Origin of the sequence: Prauserella rugosa (assembly GCF_000719975.1) — a bacterium.
In the GTDB taxonomy this organism is placed as follows: domain Bacteria; phylum Actinomycetota; class Actinomycetes; order Mycobacteriales; family Pseudonocardiaceae; genus Prauserella; species Prauserella rugosa.
In genome coordinates this window covers 277,339-303,100 of record NZ_JOIJ01000002.1, presented here as the reverse complement: position 1 = coordinate 303,100, position 25,762 = coordinate 277,339, and the positions used below count along the sequence as shown (strand labels likewise).

Genomic DNA, 25,762 nt, shown 5'->3' with positions numbered 1-25,762 from the left:
GGGCCGCCGATGAGGCTGGTCTTCGCAGGAACCCCCGAACCCGCCGTGCCGACGCTGCGCGCGTTGCTGGAGTCCCGGCACGAGGTCGTCGCCGTCGTGACCCGTCCCGACGCCCCCGCGGGGCGCGGACGCAAGCTCATGCGCTCACCCGTGGGCGCGGTCGCCGACGACCACGGCGTCGAGGTCCTCACCCCGGAGCGGGCCGACGATCCCGAGTTCCTGCGCAGGCTGACCGAACTGGCGCCCGACGCGTGCCCGGTGGTGGCCTACGGCGCACTGCTGACCCAGGACGCGCTCGACATCCCGGCGCACGGCTGGGTGAACCTGCACTTCTCGGTACTGCCCGCGTGGCGGGGTGCCGCGCCGGTGCAGGCCGCCGTCCGGGCAGGTGACGAGTACACGGGGGCCTCGACGTTCCGGATCGTGCGCGAACTCGACGCCGGTCCCGTGTTCGGTGTGGTCACCGAGCGGATCGAGGCGACCGACACCGCGGGGGAACTGCTCGACAGGCTCGCCGTGTCCGGTGCGGACCTCATGGTGTCCACGATGGACGGTATCGAGGACGGTTCGGTGCAGGCGGTTCCGCAGCCAGCGGACGGCGTGACGTACGCGCCGAAGGTGACCGTCGACGACGCCCGCGTGCGGTTCACCGATCCCGCGATGGCGATCGACCGGCAGATCCGTGCGATGACGCCGGAGCCGGGCGCGTGGGCGGAGTTCCGTGGCGCGCGGTGCAAACTCGGGCCCGTCCGGCCGGTCGACGACGTGGACGCGCCCACGCTGGAACCGGGGGAGCTGCTCGTGGAACGCAAGCGCGTCCTCGCGGGTACCGCGACCGTTCCGGTCGAACTCGGCGAGGTGCAGGCACAGGGCAAGAAGCGGATGGCGGCGACCGACTGGGCGCGCGGCACGAGGATCGAGCTGGGGGAGCGCCTCGCATGAGTGACGACAACCGGAGCCGTGGCCCTCGGCGTGGCCGCGGGGGCAGGCAGGGCGGCGACCGCCGCGGCGGACGGCCGGGCGAGTCCGAACGCGGTCGCAGGCCCGCGCCCCGCAAGACCGGCCCGCGCAAACCGCCCGTGCAGGACCCCGCGCGGCAGGTCGCCTTCGACGTGCTGCGCGCCGTGACCGACCGGGACGCCTACGCCAACCTGCTGCTGCCGGAACTGCTGCGGGAGCGCAGGGTGTCGGGCAGGGACGCGGCGCTGGCCACCGAGCTGACCTACGGCACCGCGCGTGCGGCCGGGTTGCTGGACGAGATCATCGCCGCGTGCATCGACCGCCCGCTGTCCGAAGTGGACTCGGCGGTGCTCGACGGGTTGCGGCTCGGCGCGTATCAGCTCCTGCGCACCCGGATCCCCGCGCACGCCGCCGTCGACTCGGCTGTCGAACTCGTGCGGGACGCCGCCGGGTCGCACGTGGCCGGCTTCGTCAACGCCGTGCTGCGCACGGTGTCGGGCAAGGACGAGCAGCAGTGGCTCGACGAGCTGGCTCCCGATCCCGAACAGGACCGCATCGGCAACCTGGCGCTACGGACCGCGCATCCGCGGTGGGTGGCGCGGGCGTTCGCCGAGGCGCTCGGCGACACCGGCGACGAGCTGGCCTCCGCGCTCGAGGCCGACGACGCGCGCCCCGAGGTGCACCTGCTCGCCAAGCCGGGGGAGATCAGCGCCGACGAGCTGGCCGCCGTCACCGGCGGCGACGTCGCGCCGTACTCGCCCTACGCCGTGCACCTGCCCGCGGGCAGCGGCGACCTGTCGGCCTCCGAACCGCTCGCCGAACGTCTCGCCCTCGTGCAGGACGAGGGCAGTCAGCTCGTCACGCTGGCCGCGGCCGGTGCGCCCGTCGAGGGTTCCGACGCCCGGTGGCTCGACCTGTGCGCCGGCCCCGGTGGCAAGGCGACGCTGCTGGGCTGCCTCGCCGCCACGGCGGAGCTGCCGGACGTGCACGTCGACGCGGTCGAGGTGGCCGAACACCGCGCCCGGCTGGTGGAACACGCCGTCGACGGCCTGCCCGTGACGGTGCACGTGGCCGACGGGCGCGATCCGGGGCTCGAGGGTGGGTACGACCGCGTGCTCGTCGACGCGCCGTGCAGCGGTCTCGGTGCGTTGCGCCGGCGGCCGGAGTCGCGGTGGCGGCGCAAGCAGAGCGACGTGGCCGACCTGACGAAGCTGCAGGCCGACCTGCTCGAGTCGGCGTTCCGGCTCGTCCGCCCCGGCGGGATCGTCGCCTACGTCGTGTGCTCGCCGCATCTGGCCGAGACCGAGGGTTCGTTCACCGCCGGGGTCCGGCGCGCGGGGGCCGAGATCGTGGACGCGCGGCCGTACTTCCCCGGCGTGCCCGCTCTGGGCGACGGGCCGACCGTGCAGCTGTGGCCGCACCGCCACGGCACCGACGCCATGTTCTGCGGTCTCGCCCGCGCCGTATGACCCCGGAACGGGGCTGTCTCGGCCTGGTCGCCTCGGCGTGCGGCGGGGTCGAGACACGGCTGGCCGCCGAACTCGCCGAGCCGGCGGCGGCGCGTGGCTGGCGGCTCGCCATCACGCTGACGCCCACGGCGGCGCACTGGTTCGCCGAGACCGGTGGCCTGGCCCGGCTGCAGGCCACGACCGACCTCGACGTGCGGTCCACCTCGCGGCTACCGGGGGAGCCCCGGCCGCATCCGGACCCCGCCGCGTTCGTCTTCGCGCCCGCGAGCGCGGGGTCGGTGGCGAAGCTCGCGCTCGGCCTCGCCGACAACCAGGCGCTGACGGTACTGGGCGACGCCGTCGGGGTGGTGCCGATGGTCGTGGGGCCACTGGTGCGGCCGACCCGGCCGGCGCACCCGGCGTGGCAGGGGCATCTGGACGCGCTGACCGGCGCGGGGGTGGACGTGTGGCCGCTCGACGACCGGCCGTGGACCCCGCTGCTCGACCGGCTGGATCGCCTCGCCCGGCCCGGCGGGCGCTGAACGCACCGCCCGCGGCTCCGCACGCGGTGTGTCGGGCCGGCCCGCGGGGTGGCCGAGAGGGTTGCCCCGAACGGACGCGGCGCGTGGGGCTGCCTAGGATTCGCGGTGTGGCCTCACAGTCGAACTCCGCACCGCACGCGCCGCTGATCGCGCCGAGCATCCTGTCCGCCGACTTCTCCCGTCTCGGTGAGGAGGTCGCCGCCGTCGCCCGCGACGGCGAGACCCGCGCCGACTGGGTGCACGTCGACGTCATGGACAACCACTTCGTCCCCAACCTCACGTTGGGGCTGCCGGTGGTGGAATCGCTGCGCAAGGCCACGGACGTGCCCCTCGACTGTCACCTGATGATCGAGGACCCCGACCGGTGGGCCCCCGGCTACGCCGAGGCAGGCGCCTACAACGTCACGGTGCACGTCGAGGCGGCCGCCGACCCGGTGATGCTGGCCAAGAACCTGCGTGCCGCCGGGGCGAAGGCGGGCCTGTCGATCAAGCCGGGCACCCCGCTCGAGCCGCATCTGGAGACGCTCAAGCACTACGACACGCTCCTGGTGATGTCGGTCGAGCCGGGCTTCGGCGGGCAGTCGTTCATCCCCGACGTGTTGGAGAAGGTCCGCACGGCCCGCAGGCTCGTCGACACGGGCCACCTGCGGCTGGTCGTCGAGATCGACGGCGGCATCAACGCCTCGACGATCGAGCAGGCCGCCGAGGCGGGCGTGGACTGTTTCGTCGCCGGGTCGGCCGTGTACGGGGCGGAGGACCCGGGCAAGGCCGTGGCCGCGCTGCGCAGCCAGGCGGCCGGCGCGCGACCGGCGCACTGACGTGCCCGCCGAGCAGGACCCGGGCGGCCCCGCGGGCCCGCGGGACCCGCACGGCCGCGACCGGGACGCCATGGCGGCAGCGCTGGCGCTGAGCGAGGACGTGCGCGGCAGGACGAGCCCCAATCCGCCCGTGGGTGCGGTGATCCTCGACGCCGACGGCGCGCGCGTGGGCGCCGGTGCGACACAGCCCCCGGGTGGTCCGCACGCCGAGGTGATGGCGCTGCGCGAGGCGGGGGACCGGGCCCGCGGCGGCACGGCGTACGTCACGCTCGAACCCTGCGCCCACCACGGCCGGACCCCGCCGTGCGCACAGGCGCTGCTCGACGCGGGGATTGCGGCCGTGCACTACGCCGTGGCCGACCCCAACCCGGCGGCCTCCGGTGGCGGCGCGCTGCTGCGCGAGGCCGGCGTCGACGTGCGCGGCGGTCTGCTGGCCGCCGACGTCGCGGCCGGACCGCTGCGGGCGTGGCTGCACCGCACGCGCACCGGGCGGCCGCACGTGACCTGGAAGTACGCCGCGACGCTCGACGGACGGGTCGCGGCCGCGGACGGCACGAGCCGCTGGATCTCCGGGCCCACGTCCCGCGGCGAGGTGCACCGGATCCGCGCGGCGGCCGACGCGGTCGTCGCCGGCACCGGCACCGTGCTCGCCGACGACCCGTGGCTGACCGTCCGCGACGCCGACGGCGGCCTCGCCGCACGGCAGCCGCTGCGCGTGATCGTCGGCACCCGCGGCATACCGGAGACCGCGCGCGTGTTGGACGAGGCGGCGGAGACACTCCACATCCGAACCCACGACGCGGCGGAGGTGCTGGAGCGGCTCGCCGCACGCGGTGTCGTGGACGTGTTGCTCGAAGGTGGACCCACCCTGGCGGGGGCGTTCGCCGCAGCGGGCATGATCGACCGGATCGTCGCCTACGTGGCGCCCACCCTGCTCGGTGCGGGGCCGACGGCGCTCGGACCCGCGGGCGTGTCGACCATCACCGAAGCGCACCGGTGGCGTGTCGAAGGGGTCACCATGAGTGGGGACGACGTGCGGATCACGGCCGTACCGGTCGCGGACGAGGGAGGACGCTGACGTGTTCACGGGGATCGTGGAGGAACTCGGTGAGGTCACCGGGGTCGAGGAGACCGCCGACGGCGTCCGGCTGCGGCTGCGCGGCCCCGTCGTGACCGCGGACGCGGCCCACGGCGACTCCATCGCCGTGAGCGGCGTGTGCCTGACGGTCGTCGACGTCGAGGGCGACGAGTTCACCGTGGACGTCGTGCGCGAGACCCTCAAGCGCACCAGCCTGGACAAGGCCGAACCGGGGCGCACGGTCAACCTCGAGCGGGCCATGGCCGCGGGCGGACGGTTCGGCGGTCACGTCATGCAGGGCCACGTCGACGGCACCGGGGTGTTCCTGCACCGGGACGCCGATGACGTCACGCACTTCGCGTTCCCACCCGAGCTGGGGCGCTACATCGTGGAGAAGGGATCCATCGCCATCGACGGGGTGTCCCTGACCGTGGCGGGGGTGAGCCAGGAGGAACTCACCGTCGCCCTGATCCCGACCACGTTGTCGCTGACCACGCTCGGCCGCACCGAACCCGGCGACCTCGTCAACCTCGAGGTGGACGTCCTCGCCAAGTACGTCGAGAAACAGGCCGCTGCGGGATTGCGCGCACTCGCGGTGGACAATGGCGGTGGCAAGGAGGACGCGTGACCATGACAGAGGCGTCGGCAGCGGGGCAGGCCCCGACGGGCTTCGACTTCGAGTCGATCGAGCTGGCCGTTCAGGACATCGCCGCAGGCAAGGCCGTGGTGGTCGTCGACGACGAGGACCGCGAGAACGAGGGCGATCTGATCTTCGCCGCCGAGAAGGCGACGCCGGAGCTGCTCGCGTTCATGGTGCGCTACACGTCCGGGTACGTGTGCGTCTCGCTCACCGGTGAGGACTGCGAGCGGCTCGACCTGCCGCCCATGTTCCACACCAACCAGGACGTCCGCGGCACGGCCTACACCGTGACCGTCGACGCCGCCGAGGGCATCGGCACCGGCATCTCCGCGACCGACCGCGCCCACACGATCCAGTTGCTGGCCGACCCGGCGACGGGCCCGAAGGACTTCAAGCGGCCCGGCCACGTCGTGCCGCTGCGCGCCAAGGACGGCGGCGTGCTGCGCCGTCCCGGCCACACCGAGGCGGGCGTGGACCTCGCGAGGATGGCGGGGCTCGCGCCGGCGGGCGTGCTGTGCGAGATCGTGTCGCAGAAGCACGACGGCGACATGGCCAAGCGCGACGAGCTCGAGGTCTTCGCGGCCGACCACGACCTGCGGATGATCACGATCGCCGACCTCATCGCCTACCGCAGGCGATTCGAGAAGCAGGTCGAACGCGTCGCCGAGGCGCGGATCCCGCTGGCCGCCGGCACGTTCCGCGCGATCGGCTATGACAGCCTGCTCGACGGTGTCGAGCACGTCGCGTTCGTCTACGGCGACGTGGGCGACGGCGAGGACGTGCTCGTGCGCGTGCACTCGGAATGTCTCACCGGCGACGTGTTCGGATCGCTGCGCTGCGACTGCGGACCGCAGCTGCAGGCCGCGCTCGAGGCCGTCGCCGAGGAGGGACGGGGCGTGGTGCTCTACGTCCGCGGCCACGAGGGACGCGGCATCGGCCTGCTGCACAAGCTGCAGGCCTACGAGCTGCAGGACGGGGGCGCCGACACGGTCGACGCCAACCTCGCGCTCGGCGTGCCCGCCGATGCGCGGGACTACGGCACGGGCGCGCAGATCCTCACCGATCTGGGCGTGCGGTCGATGCGGCTGCTGACGAACAACCCCACCAAGCGCGTGGGTCTCGAGGGCTACGGACTGCGGGTGACGGGCCGGGTCCCGCTCCCGGTGTCGCCGAACCCGGAGAACCTGCGGTACCTGCAGACCAAACGTGACCGGATGGGCCACGACCTGTCGCAGCTGGAGAACGTCGACGACGTCGGCGCCGGGCTGACCGACCTGGACGCGGGCCGGACCAACGGCACGGTGAACGGAAACGACCCCGAAAGCGGTGATGGGCTGCCGTGAGCGGCGAAGGACGTCCCGACGAGAACGCCGAGACCGTCGAGGCACTGAAGGAATGCGAGAACCTCCGGCTGGCGATCGTGGCCACCCGGTGGCACACGCGGATCACCGACAGCCTGCTCGACAACGCGCTGCGCGCCGCGTCGGAGGTCAAGCTCGCCGACGAGCCCACGGTCGTCCGCGTGGCCGGTTCCGTGGAACTGCCGGTCGTGGCCCAGGCGCTGGCCCGGGGCCATGACGCCGTGGTCGCGCTCGGCGTGGTCGTCCGCGGCGGGACGCCGCACTTCGACTACGTGTGCGACGCCGTGACGGCCGGGTTGACCAGGGTCGCGCTGGACGAGTCGACCCCGGTCGGCAACGGCGTGCTCACGTGCGACACCGAGCAGCAGGCGCTCGATCGGGCAGGGCTGCCCGAATCGGCGGAGAACAAGGGGCGGGAGGCCACGATCGCGGCGTTGACGACCGCCGGGGTGCTGCGTGGCCTGCGTCAGCCGTGGACCGAACGGGGTTTCGTGTGAACGCGAGTGAGCAGATGACCGAGGACACCGGATCCGCAGGGGCCGCCGCAGGCGACGACGTCGTGGTCGCGCGGCCGCGCAGGGCCGCCTGGATGGGCGGAGCGCTCGGCCTCGTCCTGTTCGCGGTGTTCACCGTCGTGGCGGTGCTGCTGAGCGAATCGGACACCGGGGCGATCTTCCGCCTCAGCGACCAGATCGCGATGGTGGGCGTCGGCCTGATCCTGGGACTGACGTGTGCTGCGTTCGGGTCGCCGAAGGTGCGTGCCGACGCCCGCGGCATCGAGGTCCGCAACGTGCTCACCACCAAGCGGTTCGCCTGGGACGAGGTGCTGTCGGTGAGCTTCCCGGACGGCGCGTCGTTCGCACGGCTCGAACTGCCCGACGACGAGTACTACCCGCTGCTGGCCGTGCAGGCGGTCGACCGCCATCGCGCGGTGGAGGCGGTGCGCGGCCTGCGCAGGCTGCACAAGCAGGCCCGGCAGTAACGCCGGGCCGAGACGTTCACAGGTCCACGTCGACGACCACGGGGGCGTGATCGGAGGGGCCCTTGCCCTTCCGCTCCTCCCGGTCGACGTAGGCGTCGGTGACGGCGGCCGTCACCGCGGCGTCGGCGTACACGAGGTCGATGCGCATTCCCTTGTTCTTGGGGAAGGCGAGCTGGCGGTAGTCCCAGTACGTGAACGGGTGGTCGTACTTCAGCGGCCGGGGCACCACATCGGACAGTCCCGCGTCGCGCAGTGCGGCCAGCGCCTTCCGCTCCGGCTCGGTGACGTGGGTGGACTCGGCGAACAGGCTGATGTCCCACACGTCGTCGTCGGTCGGGGCGATGTTGAAATCGCCCAGCACGGCCAGCGGCCGATCCGGGTCGGCCGCCTTGTCGGCGACGACGGTGGCGCCCAGTGCGGCCAGCCAGTCGAGCTTGTAGTCGTAGTGCGCGTGGCCGGGTTCGCGGCCGTTGGGCACGTAGACCGACCACAGGCGCACCCCGCCGCACGTCGCCCCGACCGCGCGCGGTTCGACGGCACCGTCGTAGGCGGGCTGGCCGGGCAGATCGCGGACGATGTCCTCCAGGCCGATCTTGGACAGGATCGCCACCCCGTTCCAGCGGCCGGTGCCGTGGCAGGCGATGTCGTAGCCGAGCTCGCGCACCTGCTCGGCGGGGAAGGCGTCGTCGGCGCACTTGAGTTCCTGCAGGCACAGCACGTCCGGCCGGGTCGTCTCCAGCCACGTCAGGACGCGCGGGAGGCGGGCGGTGACCGAGTTGACGTTCCACGTGGCGATCCGCATGCGGGAACCTTCGCACAGCACGACGACTGTATAACGACCTATACCGCGCGGGCCGAGTCGCCGGTCACGCCGGCCCGGCGCGGCGGCCGCACGAGGTGTATAGATCGTCGGGGCCACGGACGAACGCGAGGAAGGAGTCCACGCCATGAGTGGGGTTCGGTCGGACGGTGCACAGTCTGGCGGAGTGCGCTCGCGCACCGTGGACATCACGACGCCGGACGGGACCGCGGACGCCTACTTCACGTGCCCGGACGGCGGCGGCCCGAACCCCGGGGTGTTGTTCTACATGGACGCCTTCGGCCTGCGTCCGCACCTGCAGGCGATGGCGGACCGGCTCGCGGGACACGGCTACGCCGTGCTCGTGCCCAACGTCTTCTACCGTGCCGGGCGCACACCGGTGTTCGATCTGCCCGAGTTCATCGACCCGCAGGCGCGGCCCGAGATTTTCGAGCGCATCGGGCCGGTGATGCAGGCGCTCACCCCCGAGCTCGCCATGCGTGACGCCGAGGCCTATCTGCGGTTCCTCGCCGACAGCGACGACAGCGGCGACGGTCCGGTGGGCACGACGGGCTACTGCATGGGTGCGGTACTCGCGCTGCGTACCGCTGCGGCGTTCCCGGACCGGATCGCCGCGGCGGCGGGTTTTCACGGCGGCGGGTTGGCCACCGAGGCCGACGACAGCCCGCACCTCGGCGCCGACCGCATCACCGCGGAGCTGTACTTCGGCCACGCCGACAACGACCACGCCCTGCCGCCCGAGCAGATCGACCGGCTGAACGCCGCGCTCACCGACGCGGGGGTGCGGTTCCGCGCCGAGGTCTACGAGGGGGCCGCGCACGGCTACACGCAGGCAGACACCGCCTCGTACGACGAGGCCGCGGCCGAGCGTCACTGGCGCAACCTGCTCGAGCTGTTCGGGCGCACCCTCCGATGACCCGCGCGCCCGAGGGGGCCGCTCCCGCGCGCAGGCCCGAGGTCGTGCTGTTCGACGTCTTCGAGACGTTGCTCGTCCTGGACCCACTGCGCGGGCGGTTCGAAGAGGTGGGAAGGCCGGGGCACGAACTCGAGACGTTCTTCGCCCGCACACTCCGCAGCGGCATGGCCTACACCCTCGCGGGACAGGCGCCGCCGTTCCGCGCGGTGGCCGAGGCCGAACTGGCGGCGATGACCCGGCACACCCTGTCGCGGGCCGCGACGGCGCACATCCTCGACGGTTTCGCCGAGCTGCCGCTGCAGCCGGACGCCGAACCCGCGTTCGACCTGCTGGCCGACGCGGGCGTGCCCGCCTACGCCTTCACGCACGGCTCGGCGACCGTCCTCGAGACCGTGCTGGAGCGGCACGGCATCGGCCACAAACTGGTGCGCGTGCTGTCGGCCGAACAGATCGGCGCCTTCAAACCACCGCGGCGGGTCTACACCTGGGCGTGCGAGCAGGCCGGGGCCGCGCCGGAGGCGACCGCGCTCGTGGCGGTGCACTCGTGGGACACCCATGGAGCGCTCCGCGCCGGCCTGCTCGCGGGCCTGGCGACGCGGCACGAGGGCGGGGTCCCGGACGTGGTCGAACGGCCGCACGTCGTGGCTGACCGGGTCGACGAGGTCGTGGCGGGGCTGCTCGCGCTGGGCTGAGCGCGGTCCGGAGCGGGCGGCCACCCGGCGGAATCGTCCGACCGGCGAAATAGGGTGGAGTGCGTGGCTGACCCGTCGACCTACCGCCCCGCTCCGGGGAGCATTCCCGACGAACCGGGGGTCTACAAGTTCCGCGACGAGCGGCGCCGCGTGATCTACGTCGGCAAGGCGAAGAGCCTGCGCAGCAGGCTGAACTCGTACTTCGCCGACCTGGCCGGACTGCACCCGCGGACCCGGCAGATGGTGACGACGGCGGCGAGCGTGGAGTGGACCGTCGTCACGACCGAGGTCGAGGCGCTGCAGCTGGAGTACAACTGGATCAAGGAGTTCGACCCGCGGTTCAACGTCCGGTACCGCGACGACAAGAGCTACCCGGTGCTGGCGGTCACGCTGGGGGAGGAGTTCCCCCGGCTGCACGTCTACCGCGGTCCGCGCAAGAAGGGCGTGCGCTACTTCGGTCCGTACGCCCACGCGTGGGCGATCCGCGAGACGCTCGACCTGCTGCTGCGCGTGTTCCCCGCGCGCACGTGCTCGGCCGGGGTGTTCCGCAGGCACGGGCAGATCGGCAGGCCGTGCCTGCTCGGCTACATCGACAAGTGCTCTGCGCCGTGCGTGGGCCGGGTCAGCGCCGACGAGCACCGCGCCATCGTCGAGGACTTCTGCGACTTCCTGGCCGGCAGCACCGACAAGATGGTGCGCAGGCTGGAGAAGGCGATGGCCGAGGCGTCCGAACAGCTCGAGTTCGAGCGCGCCGCCCGGTTGCGCGACGACCTCGCCGCTCTGCGCAGGGCGATGGAGAAGCAGGCCGTGGTCCTCGGCGACGGTACGGACGCCGACGTGATCGCCTTCGCCCACGACGAGCTGGAGGCCGCCGTCCAGATCTTCCACGTGCGCGGCGGCCGGGTGCGCGGCCAGCGTGGGTGGGTGATCGACAAGGTCGACGAGATGGGCGTGCCCGACCTGGTCGAGCAGTTCCTCAGCCAGTTCTACGCCGAACAGCTCGACATCGCCCGGCAGACGCCCGGCGAGACGGGGCCGACCGTGCCGCGCGAGGTGCTGGTGCCCGAGCTGCCGCCCGACGCCGAGGCGATGACGACGTGGCTCTCGGAACTGCGCGGATCGCGCGTGCGCCTGCGGGTGGCCCAGCGCGGCGACAAACGCGCGCTCGCCGAGACGGTGGAGCGCAACGCCAAGGAGGCGTTCGCCCAGCACAAGCTCCGCAGGGCCGGCGACCTGACCGCGCGTTCGGCGGCGTTGCAGGAACTGCAGGAACACCTCGCCCTCGACACGGCGCCGCTGCGCATCGAATGCGTCGACATCAGTCACACCCAGGGCACCGACGTGGTCGCCTCGCTGGTGGTGTTCGAGGACGGGGTCCCGCGAAAGTCGGAGTATCGCCGCTTCGCCCTCCGGGAGGCGGCCGACGAGGGCGACGTCGCCGCCATCGCCGAGGTCGTGCGGCGGCGGTTCGCGCGCTACCTCAAGGAGACCGCCGAGGCGACTTCCGACGCCACCCCCGACGCCACCCCCGACGCCGGCCCCGACGCCGCGGCGATCGCCGCCGAGACGGGGGCGGCCGCGGAGCCCGGAGCCGCCGCAGAACCCGAAGCGGCCGGAGCCGTCGACGGTGGTGGTGCCGGTGCGGTGGACGATGCCCCGGGCAGTGCCCCGGGCATCGACCCGGAGACCGGCAAGCCGAAGAAGTTCGCCTACCCGCCGAACCTGCTGGTCGTGGACGGTGCCGGTCCGCAGGCCACCGCGGCCGCGGACGTCCTCGCCGAACTCGGCGTCACCGACGTGGCGGTCGTCGGTCTGGCGAAACGCCTCGAAGAGGTGTGGCTGCCGGAGGACGACGAACCCGTCATCCTGCCGCGGACCTCGGATGCGCTGTACCTTCTCCAGCGGGTGCGCGACGAGGCGCACCGGTTCGCCATCCGCTACCACCGGGAGAAGCGCGGCAAGCGCGTGCAGGCGTCCGAGCTGGACGGCGTCCCCGGACTGGGGCAGGCGAGGAAGTCCGCGCTGATCAAGCACTTCGGCTCGGTCAAGAAGCTCAAACAGGCCAGCGTGGACGACATCGCGCAGGTGCCGGGCTTCGGCAAGCGGACGGCGGAGGCCGTGTACACGGCTCTCGCAGGGGGAAACGGGAACAAGCAAGGGGAGTCACAACGATGAGCAGTGCCGACAGGGCCGACGGGGCCGAACGCGACCGGACACCGGCCGGCGCGGCCGAGGAGGACGGCAGAGGGTCGGGAATGGAGGTCGCCGTCGTCACCGGACTGTCCGGCGCGGGACGCAGCACGGCGGCGAAATGCCTGGAGGACCTGGGGTGGTTCGTCGTCGACAACCTGCCCCCGGAACTGATCTCGACGATGGTCGAGCTCGGCGCCCAGTCGCGCGGGGCCATCACGAAGGTCGCGGTCGTCATGGACGTGCGCTCGCGCGCGTTCACCGACGACCTCTCGTCGGTCATCAAGGGACTGGACATGCGGGGGTACAAACCCCGGGTGCTGTTCCTCGAGGCGACCGACGCGGTGCTGATCCGGCGGTTCGACCAGGTGCGCCGCGGCCATCCGATGCAGGGTGACGGTCGGCTCGTCGACGGGATCGGTGCCGAACGGGCGCTGCTCGAGCCGCTGCGCGCCGAGGCCGACCTGCTCCTGGACACCTCGTCGCTGTCGGTGCACGACCTGCGGGCCAAGATCGAGGACGCCTTCGGCACCGAGGCGTCGGCGCAGACCCGGGTGACCGTGCTGTCCTTCGGCTACAAGTACGGTCTTCCGATGGACTCCGACCTCGTCATGGACGTGCGGTTCCTGCCGAATCCGTTCTGGATCCCGGAGTTGCGCGACCACAGCGGTCTCGACACCGAGGTGCGCAACTACGTGCTCGGGCAGGAGGGCGCGGAGGAGTTCCTCGATCGCTACCACGAGCTGCTGCGACTGATCGGCGCAGGCTACAAACGGGAGGGCAAGCGCTATCTCACACTCGCGATCGGCTGCACGGGCGGAAAACACCGCAGCGTCGCCATCTCGGAGGAACTCGCCAATCGCCTGTCCAAAGAGGATGGAACTGCGGTGAAGGTGGTGCACAGGGACCTGGGCCGGGAGTGAGCTCTCAGATGCGTGCGGTTGCCCTCGGTGGGGGACACGGTCTGCATGCGACGCTGACGGCGTTGCGCAGGGTCACCAGCGACGTCACGGCCGTCGTGACGGTCGCCGACGACGGCGGCTCGTCGGGCCGGTTACGCCGCGAGCTGGGGCTGCTGCCACCCGGCGACCTCAGGCAGGCCCTGGCGGCGCTGGCGGCGGCCGACGACGGAGGCGACCGCTGGGCGGAGGTGTTCCAGCACCGGTTCGGCGGCAGTGGGGCGCTGACCGGGCACGCCGTGGGCAACCTCGTGCTGGCCGGCCTGTTCGAGGTGCTCGGCGACCCGGTGGCGGGGCTGGACGAGGCCGCCCGGCTGCTGGGCGTGTCCGGGCGCGTGCTGCCGATGTCGACCGACCCTCTCGACATCGAGGCCGAGGTGACCGGCCTCGAACCGGGCGGGGCGGTGAGCCGCATCCGGGGTCAGGTCGCGGTCGCGAGCACGCCGGGACAGGTCCAGCGCATCACCCTCCACAGTGTCGACCAGGTGGGTGAAGCCTCGGTCGCCGGTGGCGTGACACCGGTGCCGAAACCGCCGCAGGCGTGCGCCGAGGCGGTCGAGGCGGTGCGGTCGGCCGACGCCGTGTTCCTCGGCCCCGGCTCCTGGTTCACGAGCGTGCTTCCGCATCTTCTGGTGCCTGAGCTGCACGATGCGCTCGTCGAGACCTCCGCCACGAAGATCGTCATCCTCAACCTCGTGCCGCAGCCGGGAGAGACGGCGGGCTTCTCACCCGAGCAACACCTGGACGTACTCTTCCAGCACGCTCCCCGGCTCGGGGTGGACGCCGTGATCGCCGACCGCGACTCGGTCCCCACCCCCGCGAGGCTGCACTCGGCGGCCGCGGCGCTGGGCGGGCGTGCGCATCTGGCGTCGGTCGCCTCTCCCACCGCGGTGGGACGGCACGACCCGGACGCGCTGGCTGGTTGTGTGCGAGACGCGCTCGGAGCGACGGGCGCGAAGGAGGGGCTCTCATGGCGATGACGGCGGCGGTCAAGGACGAACTCAGCCGACTCGAGCTCACGAAGGTGAGCCCGCGCCGGTCGGAGGTGGCGTCCATGCTGCGGTTCGCCGGCGGGCTGCACATCGTGGCGGGCAGAGTCGTGGTCGAGGCCGAGCTCGACACCGGCTCGGTCGCGCGGAAACTCCGCAAGGAGATCCACGAGCTGTACGGCCACCAGGCCGACATCCACATGATCACCTCGGGCGGACTGCGCAAGGGCAACCGCTACGTGGTGCGCGTGGTCAAGGACGGTGAGGGACTGGCCAGGCAGACCGGCCTCATCGACCAACGCGGCAGGCCCGTGCGCGGTCTGCCCGCCCCGGTGGTCTCCGGGGGCATCGCCGACGCCGAGGCCGCCTGGCGCGGCGCCTTCCTCGCGCACGGCTCGCTCACCGAGCCCGGCCGCTCGTCCTCGCTGGAGGTCACCTGCCCCGGCCCGGAGGCGGCGCTCGCGCTCGTCGGCGCAGCACGCAGGCTCGGCATCCAGGCCAAATCGCGTGAGGTGCGCGGAGCCGACCGGGTCGTCGTGCGGGACGGCGACGCCATCGGCGCACTGCTGACGCGCCTCGGCGCCCACTCGAGCGTGCTGGCGTGGGAGGAACGCCGCATGCGCCGCGAGGTGCGTGCCACCGCCAACCGGCTGGCCAACTTCGACGACGCCAACCTGCGCCGCTCGGCCCGCGCGGCCGTCGCGGCGGCGGCACGGGTCGAACGGGCCATGGAGATCCTCGGCGACGGCGCGCCGGAACACCTGCTCACCGCAGGCCGGCTGCGAGTGGGCAACCGGCAGGCATCCCTCGAGGAACTCGGCCAGCTGTCCGACCCGCCGATGACGAAGGACGCCGTGGCCGGCCGGATCCGCCGGCTGCTGGCCATGGCGGATAAGAAGGCGGCCGAGCTGGGTATCCCCGACACCGAGTCGGCAGTGACCGCGGAGATGCTCGACGAGGAAGTGTGAGCGCCGGCGTGTGAACGCGGCCCGTTACCCACGTGGTGAAACGGCCCCGATCTCGTAACCCAGAGGTTGCACCGCCGGTCCCCGGCCGGAAACGCGGCAGGTCGACGCTCGAAGGCGAGAACGGCTCCGACACCTCACGACAGCCCGGCCGCCCACCCTCCGGCCGGGCTCGACGAAAGGGGGCAGCACGTGCACGCGACCAGGACGACGACCTCGGCGACCCCGGCGAATCCGGCGAACCCTGCGAATCCGGCGAATCCGGAGAACTCTGCGAACCCTGCGAACTCGCCCGCAGGCACCGAACTGGCCGTCTCCGCCGAGATCGGCACGTGGCTCGAGAACCGCTCGGCCCGCGCCGACGACTGGACGGCCGCCGAACTCGTCGCCGCCAAGCGCGGCCGCACCGTGAGCGTCGTGATCCCCGCCCGGGACGAGCAGGACACGGTCGGGCAGATCGTGCGGACGGTGCGCACGGCGCTCGTCGACGACCAGCCGCTCGTCGACGAGGTGCTCGTCGTGGACTCGCACTCCCAGGACCGCACCGCGGCCGTCGCCGCCGAGGCGGGGGCCGACGTCGTGGCGCAGGACGCGGTCCTGCCCTGGTTGCCCGGCCGGCGCGGCAAGGGCGAGGCGCTGTGGAAGGGCCTGGCCGCCACCTCCGGAGACCTCGTCGTCTTCGTCGACGGCGACCTGTACGACTTCACCGCGGACTACGTCATCGGGCTGCTCGGGCCGCTGCTGACCCGCACCGGCGTCGACTACGTCAAGGGCTTCTACCACCGGCCGTTGCTCGAGGCCGAGCACCGCGAGGCCGACGGCGGCGGCCGCGTCACCGAACTCGTCGCCCGCCCGTTGCTGAACATGTTCTGGCCCGAACTGTCCGGATTCGTCCAGCCGCTGGCAGGCGAGTACGCGGGCAGGCGCGAGGTGCTGGAGGCCATCCCGTTCGTCACCCACTACGGCGTCGAGATCGGCCACCTCATCGACCTCGTCGAATGGCGCGGGCTCGACGCGCTCGCCCAGGTCGACCTCGGCATGCGCACCCATCGCCACCAGACCACCCAGGCACTCGGGCGCATGTCGGGGCAGATCATCCTCACGCTGCTGGACCGACTGCGGCGGCACGGGCGCATGTCGCTGTCGGTACCGCCGGCCACGCTGCTGGCCCAGTTCCAGCGCACCACCGGGACCGGAGGGACCGGGGTGGAACGCGACCTCGTGCTCACCGACCTCACGCTGGAGGAACGCCGTCCACTGGAGGCCGTCCGGCGTGACGGCCGGGGCAGTGACCGCGGCGAGGGCAGTAACCGCGGCGAGGGCAGTGACCGCGGCGAGGGCAGTGACGGCGGCGGGGCCAGTAACGGCGGGGACAGTGACGGCGGCGCCCGAGACGACGCCGGCACCCCCGCGGAGCCGGCCGACCCGGCCGAGGTCGGCGACGCGGACACGACCCCCGCACCGGCGGCCGACGGGGAGATCACGGAACGGTTGCGGGACACGGCCTGACCGATAACGGTGGCGCCCCCGACGGCGAACACCCCCGGGAATGTTCCGGGAATGCACTTTTCTTCCGCCATGAAATGCGCGTTTTCAGGGGGCCCCGCGCCGAATGGGCGGATCAGGATTGCTAGCTTCCTGGCGTGCTCGCTCCCGCGCTGTTGAAGCGCCGTGCCCTCGACCTCGGCCGGCACCACTGGTTGTTCCTGGTGGTCTTCGTGGCCGGCGCCGGTCTGCGGGCCGCGGCCTGGTTGGCCTATCCGCCCGCGCTGCTGTACGGGGACTCGTTCCGGTATCTCGACAACGTCGGCGTGCACAACCCGACGGGACTGCACCCGATCGGGTACGACCTGTTCATCCTCGACCCGCTGCTGGCCGTGGGTGGACTGGGCCTGGTCTCGTTCCTGCAGCACGTCGCGGGCCTGGCGTGCGGCGTGGCGCTGTACGCGCTCGCCAAGCGACTGGGGGTGCGGCGCAACTGGCTCGCCGCGCTCGCCGCCGCACCGGTTCTGCTCGACGCCTACGAGGTGCAGATCGAGCAGATGATCATGTCCGACGTCTGGTTCCAGGTGATCCTCGTCGGCATCCTGTGGCTGCTGCTCGGGAAACGCGGTGGACAACCGCCGGTGTGGGCGGTGGCCGTGGCGGGCCTGCTGTTCGGCATCGCCGTCGTGTTCCGCATGGTGGCGCTGCCCCTGGCCCTGCCCGCCGTGCTGTTCCTGCTGATCGCAGGCGGGGTGTGGCGCCGCTGGCGGACGTGGGCGGCGTGGCGGACGATCCTGCCGCGCATCGCCGCTCTCGTGCTGCCGCTGCTGATCGTCGTGGTCGGCTACGGCACCTACTACGCCAGCTGGGCCGGCCACTTCGCGCTCAGCCCCTCGACCGGCAACGTGCTCTACGCCCGCGGCGCCGTGGTGGCCGACTGCGACACCCTGGAGCTGCCCGAACGGCTGCGCCCGGCCTGCCCGCCGGAGCCGCTCGACGAACGGCTCGGCAGCGACGTGTACGCCCACATCGGCGCCGACGAGGAATGGCGCAACCAATGGCCCGAGGGCACCAACATCGTCAAGATCCAGCAGGACTTCGGCAGGGCCGTCATCAAGCAGCAGCCCGTCGACGTCGCGCTGGCGGTCCTCAACGACTTCCTCAAGGGCTTCCGCGGCTGGCGCATCGACACCCCGGGGGACGTCTCCGTCGAGCGGTGGCACTTCCAGCCGACCTACCAGTTCTACAACCACGAGGAGAAGAGCCGCGAGTACTCGGTGCGCTTCAGCGGCGAGGAACCCGAGTCGCGCCCGACCCTCGGCACGGCGTTGCGGTGGTACCAGCTGTTCGGCGGCTTCATGCCGGGACACCTGCTGGGCGCCGCCGCGCTGGTCGCCCTCGCGGCCGGACTCGGCATCACCCGCAGGGTCCGGGCGAGCGGCATACGGGCCGCGACCCTGCTGCCGGTGGGCCTCGCCCTGGTCTCCCTCGGCGGTGCGGCGGCCTTCGAGTTCTCGTGGCGCTACCAGTTGCCCGGCCTGACGCTGCTGCCCCTGGCGGGTGTCCTCGGCATCACCGCGTTCCTGAAGCACCGGCGAGCCAGCGACGACACCCGCAACGACGACACGGGCAGCGGCACGGGTGGCGACCGCGCGAAGCCGGACCCCGGCCCGACGCCGGACGCCGACACGCGGGCGCGGGGCGGTGACGAGGACGCGGTCGTGGCGGGGGCACCCGGTGCGCACGGCACGGGGGACGCCGAGCCGGCAGGGGAGGATCCGCCGGGCAGGCACGCCTCGTCACCGGTCGGCTAGCCGGCGTGGGTTCCCCGGCCCGACGGCGGCCGGTGGGCTTGGCTTAACCTCACACCGTGCGAGCTGACGAGACGACCGCCGACCCCGACGAGGGGCTCGCGCGCAGGCTGAAGGCACTGGCCTGCACGGCGCCGCTGCACGATCTCGACGCACGCAAGGCCAAGCTCGACTGGGCCGACGCGACCGTGTACCAGATGGCCGAGATCGGGCTCCACACGATCGACCAGGTCACGATCGCGATGGACTTCGACACCGGCGCCGACCACCAGCAGGTCACCCACCGGCTCCTGCCGTTCATCGCCGCGCAGGCGCCCGACCGCAGCAGCGACGAGCACCTGCGGGTCGCGCGGTGGGTGCTGGACAACCTGATCAACGTCGGCACCACCGATCGCGGGTTCCGCCGCGTGTACGGGGCCGTCGACGCCGACGGGCGCTACCGGCGCAGGGCGTTCGACTTCAAACTCCTCGTCGAGCTGGCGGCACCCGACGGCGAGGTGTACCTGCGCGCCACGGACGAGGCGATCAACGTCCTCGTGGGCGCACTCGACACCGACGTCGAGTCGGCGCACATCGCCGCCGAGGTCAAGCTGGAGAACCTGATCACCCGCGGCAGGCTCGCCGACGCCAAGCTCGCCGCGGAACAGGCCCGGTACCGGACCGTGCAGTACGGCGAGATCCTCCGTGCCCGGCTCGACGCGACGCGGCGCGACGTACGTTCCGTCGACTGGGAACGGGAACTGCCCGAGCTGCTCGACTCGGCGCTGACGCACATCGAGTCCCGGTTCCGCGCCGAGACCGCCATCTTGAAGAACATCACGGCCGCGCGCGACGAGGCCGAGGATCCCGACCACAAACGCCGCGCCGCCGAGCTGGTCGACATCGTCGCCGACTGCATCCGCAGGCACACCCAGCTCCAGAACCGGCTGCAGGCCGCCGGTGCGGTGTTCCGTGCGGAACAGGACCGCCAGCAGTTCTCCGGACCGCCGCAGCGCGCCGCGATCGACGTGTTCGGCCAGCTGCTCACCCCGACGCTCGATCTGTCGCTGGCCGATGCACTGGCCCCCACCGAGGCGTACTTCCGCGCGGGGACCGGACTGGCGCTGCCGACCGTGCCGTCGCTGCCCTCGCTGGTGTCGCTGCTGCTGCGGCCCGCGCCGGAGCGCGAACACGTGGTCGGCGAGGTACCCGAACCGGAACTGCTTCCCGCCGAGGACTCCGACGCCTTCACCGACGAACAGTGGCGGCAGGCCGATGCGCTGCTCGATCTGCCCGAGGTGCCGCGCAGGCTGTCGGGACTGCTCGAGGAGGCCCGCGCGGCCGATCCGGCGGTGGCGCGGCTGGTCGCGTTGCGTGCCGTGCACGCCTACGGACCCGAGGTGGGCGGCGCCCTGCGGCAGGGACAGGAACGGGTGCTGCTCGCCGTCGACGACGGCACCGAACTGGACGACCCGGAGATCGGTGGCGCGGACCTGTTGCTGATGTCGGCCACCGTGCAGCCCGACGAGCCCGACTCCACCGTTTCGGACGACCCCGAGTCCGGCGCGCCCGGGCCGGACGACTCGGGCGACGCGACGAGCACCGCGAGGACCGGGGAGCCGACCACGGCCGAGACGAGCGGGCCAGAGATGAGCACGGAGGAGAGGGCACTGTGAGCACCGGACATTCGGCCGCCGACGCCGAGGCCGCGGCCAGACTGCTGGCGTTCGGCATGCGGCCCAAGCTCGTGCCGGGCCGCGACGTGGTCTACGCCGAGCTGGTGCGCCGCTACGGCGAGGACAGCGCGTTCAAACAGCTCACGCACGGCATCGCGGCGGGCATGGGGCTCATGGTCCTCGAGGTCAACGCGCAGGCCGGTGCGGTGCTGGCCGCGACCGACGAGTCGATCTTCGAGATCAAGATGGACAGTTACGCCCGCCAGTCGAAGATCCGCGAGCGCCGCGACACCGAGAAGGTGCTGCACGGTCTGGTCCACCTGGCGACGGCGGCACTGGGCTATCCGCGCCCCGACGACCTGGCCAACGACACCTACATCGGCAGGGTGAGCGTCGAACAGGTCGACGGCGTGGTGCGGGAGGCGTGCCGCATCCTCGACGAACGGGCGGCGGCGAACACCGATCCGCTGGCCGACGCGCCCGAACTCGAACAGGCGTGGCGCGCGTACGCGCGCAGGCCGGCCGCGGCCGCGACGAAGGACGGCCGCCTGGCCCCGGACACCACGCGCGGCATGGTGACGCGGGCGCTACGGTTCCTGGCCGAGCAGGGATTCCTCGTCCCGGTGAGTTCCGAGCAGGGCGGGACGTACCGGACGACGCCGCGCTACCAGGTGCAGGTGCGCGAACTCGCGGCCGACGCCGCGTTCGACGAGCTGCTCGCGCTCGGGGTCGTCTCGGTGCCGGGCGAGGGTTCGACGTTGCGGGCCTCGGCCACGGACACGCTGTAGACGCCGCCGGTTCCACACCCGGCCACGCTGTAGGGGAGTACATGTACGAGCTGTCGCGGGTGCGCCTGCACTCGGTGGGTCCGGCCGGCGCGCGGTACCAGGACGTGGTGCTGGACTTCTCCGGGGTCGGCGACGTGGTCACCGCGCCGCAGCAAGACGCGCTGTTCGGCGCGGGCATCCACCACGCCGACGGCGGGCCTCCCCGGCGTCCGTCGCCGGCGAGCGTGCTGTTCCTCGAGAACGGCGGCGGCAAGTCGGTGCTGATCAAACTGATCTTCTCGGTGATGCTGCCGGGCAGGCGCCAGGTCGTGGGCACCACGAACACCCGCGTGCTGGAGAAGTTCGTCGGGGCGAAGGACGTCGCGCACGTCGTGCTCGAGTGGCAGCACGTCGAGAGCGGCCAGCGCCTCATCACGGGCAAGGCCTCGGAGTGGCGCGGGCACGTGGCCTCGTCGGACCCGGCGAACCTGATCGACTCCTGGTACTGCTTCCGGCCTGGCGCCGAGGTCGGCCTCGACACGCTGCCGCTGACCGAGGACGGTCGCCTGCTGACCATGTCCGGTTTCCACGACCGGATGACGTCGCTGCACGCGCAGATCCCCGAACTGCAGTTGTTCTGGACGCGCAGGCACCACGAGTGGACCGAGCGACTCGACCAGCTGGGACTGGACACGGAACTGTTCCGCTACCAGCGGGCGATGAACGCGGGCGAGGGCGAGGCCGCCGACGCCTTCGCGTTCAACACCGACGAGGCCTTCGTCGAGTTCCTCCTGCGTGCGGTGATCACCGAGGAGGAGCCCAAGGACCTGGCCGACGTCGTGGCCACGTACGCCGACAACCTCGCCCAGCGGGGCGAGCTGATGACCGAGCGGGACTTCGTCGCCGGCGCGCTGGACGCGCTGACCCCGCTGATCGACGAGGAGCGGTTCGCCGCGGCCGCGCGGACGGTCGCCGACGCCGCGCGCGCCGAACTGGCCACGCTGGCGGGTGAGGTCGCGGCCAGGGACGCGGTCGAGACCGAACGTCTGGAGACCCTGACCGCACACGTGTCGGAGGTCGCCGACGCCGAACGGCTGGCCGAGGGCGACCACCGGCGCAAACAGGCGGTGCTGACCGAACTCCGGCGGCTCGTGGCCGGCATGCTGCGCGACGAGGCCGAGGCCGACAAGGAGCGCATCGACGCCGAGCTGGCCGAGGCGAAGACCCTCAACGAGGCGTGGCGCGAGACCGGCACCGTCCTGACCCACCTCGGCGCGGCACGCAAGGCGGCCGACATCCGTGAGCTCGTGGGCAGCAGGGAGGAGAAGGCGCGGCCCGCGCTCGAGGCGAAGAACGCCGCCGCCGCCGCACTCGCGCGCGGCCTGCTCGGACTCGCCAGGGACGCCCAGCAGCAGGCGGAGGAGGCCGAACAGCGGGCCGCCGCCCTGCGCGCCGAGGCGGAGCAGGCGCAGAAGGAACGCGACGAGGCCACCTCGACGGCCGCGGCCCGCCGTGCGGAGGCCGACGGCTTCTCGACACGCATCGACGAGGTGCGCGCCGAGATCGCCGAGGCCACCTCCGCCGGGCTGCTCGCCCACGGCGCCGACGTCGCGGAGGCGGCGAGAGCGGCCGCGGCACGCGGCGAGGAGGCGGCGGCCGAACTGGCCCGCAGGGAGGCCGAGCTCGAACGGGTCGCGGAGGAACTGGCCGCGGCGCAGACGGCGGCGGGCGAGGCGCAGCGCGAGGCGGCCGCCGCACGGGACAGGGCCGATCGTGCCGCCGAGGAACTGACGCGTGCGCACCGGCGCACCGACGCGCTGGCCGCCGAACCGCGGCTCGCCGAACTGCTCGGCACCGACACGGTCACGTTGGAGACCGACACCCCCGCGCTGCTGGACCGTCTCGCCGAGGCCCGTGCCGAGGCCGAGCGGGAGCAGACCACGCTGCGGATGGACGAATCCCGCGACGAGCGGGCCCTCGGCGCGCTGGGCTCGGGCGGACTGTTGCCGCCCCCCGAGGAGGTCCAGGCCGCGCTGGACGTCCTGGAGGAGGCGGGCATCACGGCGTGGTCGGGCTGGCGCTATCTGTCCACTCTGGATTCCGCGGCACGTGCGGACGCCGTGCGGCGGGCTCCGCAGCTCGTGGCCGGTGTCCTGCTCAACGATCCGGCGCAGCTCGACCGTGCGCAGGAGGTGCTGACCGAACACCGGTTGCTGCCCGGCGCGGTCATCGCGGTCGGTACCACCGCGGCCCTCGCCGACCGCGAGCTGGCCGAGGCGCCGGGGGTGGCGTTCCTCGTCCCGCCCAACCCGGCGATGTACGACGAGGACGCGGCCGACGCCGAACGCGGGGCCATCAGCCGCAGGCAACACGACCGCCAGCGCAGGCTGGCCGAGCTCGAGGAGTCGATCGGCGCCGATGCCGCGCTCACCTGGAAGCTGACCACCTGGCGGGAGGACTACCCGCCCGGCAGCATCGCGGTGCTGGCCGAACGCGCCCACGAGGCCGACAGCGCGCGGGACGCCGCCGAGCAGGCCGTCACCGAGGCCGAGCAGACCACCGAGCGGCTCACCGGCAAACGGGACGACCTGCGTGGCCGCGTTCCCACGCTGCGGTCGGAGGCGCGCAGTGCCGAGGACAGCGCGCGCAGTCTCACCGAACTCGCCGGGCGTGCGGCCAGGCTGCCGCAGTGGGCCGAGGAGTGCGAGCGCGCGAAGGAGGCCGCGGCGCTGGCCGAACAGCGCGCGCAGGCGAGCGCGGCGCAGGCGGCGCGCCTGCGGGAACAGGCCGCCGAACACCAGCGCACCGCCGACGGCCACCGCCGGACGGCGACGACGGCACGGGGTGAGCTCGCGGAGGTGCCCGGCGGTGGCTCCGTGTCACTCGAGGAGTCCGAGGAGTCCGGCCAGGCCGGCGAGTCGGACGGGGGCGTGCCGAGCGAACCCGTCGACGCGCTGCGCAGGGCCTTCACGTCCGCCTCGGAGGCCTACGCACGGGTCGAGGTGGGCGGTGACCTGCGCGCCGAACTCGAACAGGCGGAGGCTGCCGAGTCGGCGGCGCGCGTGGCGCTGGAGAACCTGGACGAGGCGGTGCGCACGCGGGCGGGCGAGTTGCTGGAGACCCCCGACGGTTCCGACGCCTCGGCCAGGGCGGCGGCTCAGGCGCGCGCGGCGCGGGCGGTGGAGACCCTCGAGGCCGAACGCACCGAGGTGATCGGCAGGCTCGCCACCCGCAACGCCGAGCTCGACCAGCTGCCCGCACCGACGGGCCCGCTCGACACCGTGGAACGTCCCCGCGACGTCGAACACGGCCGTGAGCTCATCGAGCAGGCCGCCGACGAGGTGTCGGCGGCGGCCCGGGCGGTCGAGGAGCTCCGCGAGCAGCGGGCCGCGGCGCAGAGCACGCTCGACGCGGCCAAGCAGAGCGCGTCGGGCTTCCGGATGCTGGCCGAGTCGCTGGCCCCGCACGTGCCGCAGGGCGAGCAGCAGGCCGCGTTCGACGGGGACGTCGAGGAGGCGCAGGCCCGTGCGACCGACCTCACCGCGCGCCTGACGTCGGCGCAGCAGCAGGTCGACGAGGCGGCCACGCGCGTGCGCGCGGCGGCCGACGCGCTGGCCCAGTACGCCACCGAGAAGCGGTTCGAGAAGCTGGACACGCCGGTGCGCCAGCAGGTGGTGTCCGTGCGCAGGGACAGCCTGCCCGAGCACGCCGAGGAATGGGCACAGGCGCTGCGCCCGCGGCTGCGGACGCTGACCGACGACCTCGCGCAGATCGACCGGCACCGCAGCGGCATCGTCACCCGGCTGCAGAGCATGGTCGAGGGTGCGATCCGCACCCTGCGTTCGGCGCAGCGGGTGTCGCGCCTGCCCGACGGGCTCGGCGACTGGTCCGGCCAGGAGTTCCTCCGCATCCGCTTCACCGAGCTCGACGACGCCGAACTGGCCACCGCACTCGGCGAGGTCGTCGACGAGGCGGCGGCGGGCAGGACGGCCGACGGCAGGGACGTCAAACGCGACGGGCTGTCGTTGTTGCTGCGCGGCGTGCGGGCGGCCGTGCCGAAGGGGTTCCGCGTCGACATGCTGAAGCCGGACTCGGTGCTGCGCACCGAACGGCAGCGGGTGTCGGAGATCCGCGACGTGTTCTCCGGCGGCCAGCAGCTGACCGCGGCGATCATCCTGTACTGCACACTCGCCGCGCTGCGCGCCAACAACCGCGGCCGGATGCGCAATCCGCACTCCGGTGTGCTGTTCCTCGACAACCCGATCGGCCGCGCGTCGGCGGGCTACCTGCTCGAACTGCAGCGCGCCGTGGCCGAGGCGCTCGGCGTGCAACTCGTCTACACGACGGGGCTGTTCGACGCGGGGGCGCTGTCGGAGTTCCCGCTCATCGTGCGCCTGCGCAACGACGCGGACCTGCGCGCGGGGCGGAAGTACCTGTCGGTCGACGCGACCGTGCGCAAGGAACTCGACGCCCTGCCCGAACCCGACGGCACCGCGCGGCTCACCTCGGCCCGCGTGTACACCAAGTCGGCCGCGGGCTGAGCCGGGCCGACCGAGCCGCGATCGACCGGGGCCACCGACTCGCGCGGCGGGGTCGTGTGACGCCCGCGATCTTGAACGATTTCTGCATGGTTCAAGGTGCGCGACGTCTCGCACGGGGTATCCGGGTATCGCCTGGTCGTCAC

Annotated in this window: 20 protein-coding genes and 1 pseudogene; 20 read left to right on the top strand and 1 reads right to left on the bottom strand. The window is 72.8% G+C overall.

Annotated elements, in window-relative coordinates:
• Positions 1-9: 9 nt before the first annotated feature.
• From fmt to IF64_RS0103910, 9 genes are all read left to right on the top strand, one after another.
• Positions 10-942, top strand: coding sequence for a methionyl-tRNA formyltransferase (fmt, locus tag IF64_RS0103950; protein WP_030530611.1), 933 nt, complete (start codon positions 10-12; stop codon positions 940-942).
• Positions 939-2,429: an RsmB/NOP family class I SAM-dependent RNA methyltransferase gene (locus tag IF64_RS0103945; RefSeq protein ID WP_051757453.1), complete on the top strand. Its 1,491-nt coding sequence runs from the start codon at positions 939-941 to the stop codon at positions 2,427-2,429. Before fmt ends, IF64_RS0103945 begins: the two co-directional genes overlap by 4 nt.
• Positions 2,426-2,950: a flavoprotein gene (locus IF64_RS0103940; RefSeq protein ID WP_030530609.1), complete on the top strand. Its 525-nt coding sequence runs from the start codon at positions 2,426-2,428 to the stop codon at positions 2,948-2,950. The genes IF64_RS0103945 and IF64_RS0103940 overlap by 4 nt, the downstream gene beginning before the upstream one ends.
• A gap of 143 nt (positions 2,951-3,093) precedes the next feature.
• Positions 3,094-3,768 carry a ribulose-phosphate 3-epimerase gene (gene rpe / locus IF64_RS0103935; protein WP_030530608.1) on the top strand — a complete coding sequence of 225 codons (675 nt, stop codon included), beginning with the start codon at positions 3,094-3,096 and terminating at the stop codon, positions 3,766-3,768.
• Between the two features lie 70 nt (positions 3,769-3,838).
• Positions 3,839-4,846: a bifunctional diaminohydroxyphosphoribosylaminopyrimidine deaminase/5-amino-6-(5-phosphoribosylamino)uracil reductase RibD gene (gene ribD, locus IF64_RS0103930; RefSeq protein ID WP_036875756.1), complete on the top strand. Its 1,008-nt coding sequence runs from the start codon at positions 3,839-3,841 to the stop codon at positions 4,844-4,846.
• 1 nt (position 4,847) lies between these two features.
• Positions 4,848-5,474, top strand: a complete 627-nt coding sequence (locus IF64_RS0103925; RefSeq protein WP_030530606.1) for a riboflavin synthase — start codon at positions 4,848-4,850, stop codon at positions 5,472-5,474.
• 2 nt (positions 5,475-5,476) lie between these two features.
• A complete protein-coding gene (locus IF64_RS0103920; protein ID WP_030530605.1) occupies positions 5,477-6,829 on the top strand; it encodes a bifunctional 3,4-dihydroxy-2-butanone-4-phosphate synthase/GTP cyclohydrolase II in 1,353 nt (450 codons plus the stop codon).
• Complete coding sequence (gene ribH, locus IF64_RS0103915; RefSeq protein WP_030530604.1) at positions 6,826-7,344, top strand: 6,7-dimethyl-8-ribityllumazine synthase; 519 nt, start codon at positions 6,826-6,828, stop codon at positions 7,342-7,344. The genes IF64_RS0103920 and ribH overlap by 4 nt, the downstream gene beginning before the upstream one ends.
• Before the next feature lie 14 nt (positions 7,345-7,358).
• Positions 7,359-7,829 (top strand): PH domain-containing protein, encoded by a 471-nt coding sequence (locus IF64_RS0103910; protein WP_048807957.1) that lies wholly within the window; start codon positions 7,359-7,361, stop codon positions 7,827-7,829.
• 16 nt (positions 7,830-7,845) lie between these two features.
• Here the strand turns inward: IF64_RS0103910 and IF64_RS0103905 are convergent, their stop codons facing one another.
• Entirely contained in the window at positions 7,846-8,631 is a 786-nt protein-coding gene (locus IF64_RS0103905; protein ID WP_030530602.1) for an exodeoxyribonuclease III, read from the bottom strand.
• Positions 8,632-8,776: 145 nt separating this feature from the next.
• Between IF64_RS0103905 and IF64_RS0103900 the strand changes: the two genes are divergently transcribed.
• The 11 genes and pseudogenes from IF64_RS0103900 (at position 8,777) to IF64_RS0103845 (ending at position 25,619) form a co-directional block, all read left to right on the top strand.
• Complete coding sequence (locus IF64_RS0103900; protein ID WP_051757452.1) at positions 8,777-9,565, top strand: dienelactone hydrolase family protein; 789 nt, start codon at positions 8,777-8,779, stop codon at positions 9,563-9,565.
• Positions 9,562-10,257: an HAD family hydrolase gene (locus tag IF64_RS0103895; protein WP_030530600.1), complete on the top strand. Its 696-nt coding sequence runs from the start codon at positions 9,562-9,564 to the stop codon at positions 10,255-10,257. Before IF64_RS0103900 ends, IF64_RS0103895 begins: the two co-directional genes overlap by 4 nt.
• A 63-nt stretch (positions 10,258-10,320) precedes the next feature.
• Positions 10,321-12,432 carry an excinuclease ABC subunit UvrC gene (gene uvrC, locus IF64_RS0103890; RefSeq protein ID WP_030530599.1) on the top strand — a complete coding sequence of 704 codons (2,112 nt, stop codon included), beginning with the start codon at positions 10,321-10,323 and terminating at the stop codon, positions 12,430-12,432.
• A gap of 80 nt (positions 12,433-12,512) precedes the next feature.
• Positions 12,513-13,370 carry an RNase adapter RapZ gene (gene rapZ, locus IF64_RS0103885; RefSeq protein WP_030530598.1) on the top strand — a complete coding sequence of 286 codons (858 nt, stop codon included), beginning with the start codon at positions 12,513-12,515 and terminating at the stop codon, positions 13,368-13,370.
• 8 nt (positions 13,371-13,378) lie between these two features.
• On the top strand, positions 13,379-14,386 hold the full coding sequence (locus IF64_RS0103880; RefSeq protein ID WP_030530597.1) for a gluconeogenesis factor YvcK family protein: 1,008 nt from the start codon (positions 13,379-13,381) through the stop codon (positions 14,384-14,386).
• The gene (gene whiA / locus IF64_RS0103875) at positions 14,377-15,363 is read left to right on the top strand and encodes a DNA-binding protein WhiA (RefSeq protein WP_030530596.1); all 987 of its coding nucleotides are present in this window, start codon (positions 14,377-14,379) and stop codon (positions 15,361-15,363) included. Before IF64_RS0103880 ends, whiA begins: the two co-directional genes overlap by 10 nt.
• Positions 15,364-15,666: 303 nt before the next feature.
• Positions 15,667-16,632: pseudogene (locus tag IF64_RS0103870) on the top strand (glucosyl-3-phosphoglycerate synthase); the annotation flags it as partial.
• Between the two features lie 371 nt (positions 16,633-17,003).
• A complete protein-coding gene (locus IF64_RS0103860; protein WP_051757451.1) occupies positions 17,004-18,659 on the top strand; it encodes a hypothetical protein in 1,656 nt (551 codons plus the stop codon).
• A 56-nt stretch (positions 18,660-18,715) separates the two neighbouring features.
• Positions 18,716-20,311: a hypothetical protein gene (locus IF64_RS0103855; RefSeq protein WP_246134716.1), complete on the top strand. Its 1,596-nt coding sequence runs from the start codon at positions 18,716-18,718 to the stop codon at positions 20,309-20,311.
• A gap of 56 nt (positions 20,312-20,367) precedes the next feature.
• Positions 20,368-21,099 carry a hypothetical protein gene (locus IF64_RS0103850; protein WP_425468475.1) on the top strand — a complete coding sequence of 244 codons (732 nt, stop codon included), beginning with the start codon at positions 20,368-20,370 and terminating at the stop codon, positions 21,097-21,099.
• 41 nt (positions 21,100-21,140) lie between these two features.
• Positions 21,141-25,619 carry a coiled-coil domain-containing protein gene (locus IF64_RS0103845; RefSeq protein WP_030530591.1) on the top strand — a complete coding sequence of 1,493 codons (4,479 nt, stop codon included), beginning with the start codon at positions 21,141-21,143 and terminating at the stop codon, positions 25,617-25,619.
• The last annotated feature ends 143 nt before the right edge of the window (positions 25,620-25,762 follow it).

Coding starts and splice junctions, on each gene's coding strand:
- fmt (WP_030530611.1), top strand. CDS start 10: ATGAGGCTGGTCTTCGCAGGAACCCCCGAACCCGCCGTGCCGACGCTG.
- IF64_RS0103945 (WP_051757453.1), top strand. CDS start 939: ATGAGTGACGACAACCGGAGCCGTGGCCCTCGGCGTGGCCGCGGGGGC.
- IF64_RS0103940 (WP_030530609.1), top strand. CDS start 2,426: ATGACCCCGGAACGGGGCTGTCTCGGCCTGGTCGCCTCGGCGTGCGGC.
- ribD (WP_036875756.1), top strand. CDS start 3,839: ATGGCGGCAGCGCTGGCGCTGAGCGAGGACGTGCGCGGCAGGACGAGC.
- IF64_RS0103920 (WP_030530605.1), top strand. CDS start 5,477: ATGACAGAGGCGTCGGCAGCGGGGCAGGCCCCGACGGGCTTCGACTTC.
- IF64_RS0103910 (WP_048807957.1), top strand. CDS start 7,359: ATGACCGAGGACACCGGATCCGCAGGGGCCGCCGCAGGCGACGACGTC.
- IF64_RS0103905 (WP_030530602.1), bottom strand. CDS start 8,631: ATGCGGATCGCCACGTGGAACGTCAACTCGGTCACCGCCCGCCTCCCG.
- IF64_RS0103900 (WP_051757452.1), top strand. CDS start 8,777: ATGAGTGGGGTTCGGTCGGACGGTGCACAGTCTGGCGGAGTGCGCTCG.
- IF64_RS0103895 (WP_030530600.1), top strand. CDS start 9,562: ATGACCCGCGCGCCCGAGGGGGCCGCTCCCGCGCGCAGGCCCGAGGTC.
- rapZ (WP_030530598.1), top strand. CDS start 12,513: ATGGAGGTCGCCGTCGTCACCGGACTGTCCGGCGCGGGACGCAGCACG.
- IF64_RS0103880 (WP_030530597.1), top strand. CDS start 13,379: ATGCGTGCGGTTGCCCTCGGTGGGGGACACGGTCTGCATGCGACGCTG.
- whiA (WP_030530596.1), top strand. CDS start 14,377: ATGGCGATGACGGCGGCGGTCAAGGACGAACTCAGCCGACTCGAGCTC.
- IF64_RS0103850 (WP_425468475.1), top strand. CDS start 20,368: ATGCGGCCCAAGCTCGTGCCGGGCCGCGACGTGGTCTACGCCGAGCTG.
- IF64_RS0103845 (WP_030530591.1), top strand. CDS start 21,141: ATGTACGAGCTGTCGCGGGTGCGCCTGCACTCGGTGGGTCCGGCCGGC.